This window comes from Mesorhizobium sp. WSM4844 (assembly GCF_055811775.1).
The window spans coordinates 1-270 of record NZ_JBVVQB010000222.1 but is presented as its reverse complement, the minus strand read 5'-3'; the positions used below and the strand labels follow the sequence as shown (position 1 = coordinate 270).

Annotated in this window: 1 protein-coding gene; it reads right to left on the bottom strand. The window is 71.1% G+C overall.

What is annotated here, in order from left to right; genetic code table 11:
- Positions 1-270: hypothetical protein (locus AC0L2A_RS36525; RefSeq protein WP_473613035.1), on the bottom strand; the 270-nt coding region annotated here is incomplete at both ends.

Here is a 270-nt window from a genome sequence, read left to right as displayed (position 1 = left end):
AGGCTCGCCAGGCTCACCCCCAGCCGCCGCGCCTGTTGCCGCAGCCGATCGTTGAGCGCCTGCGGCAGCATCCGCCGTGCCTCGCCGACCCCGCTGCCGTCGCCGCGCACCTCGCTCAGCCCGAACGGCATGGTCGGCTCGTCGATGTCGGCCAACTGTTCCTGGAAGAACTCTTCATGCGCCTTGGCATCAACCCCCAGCCGCGCCTGCGCCACCAGATTGCGGAACGGCTGCGGTGCTGCCAGCTCATGGGCGCGCCCGTCGAGCACG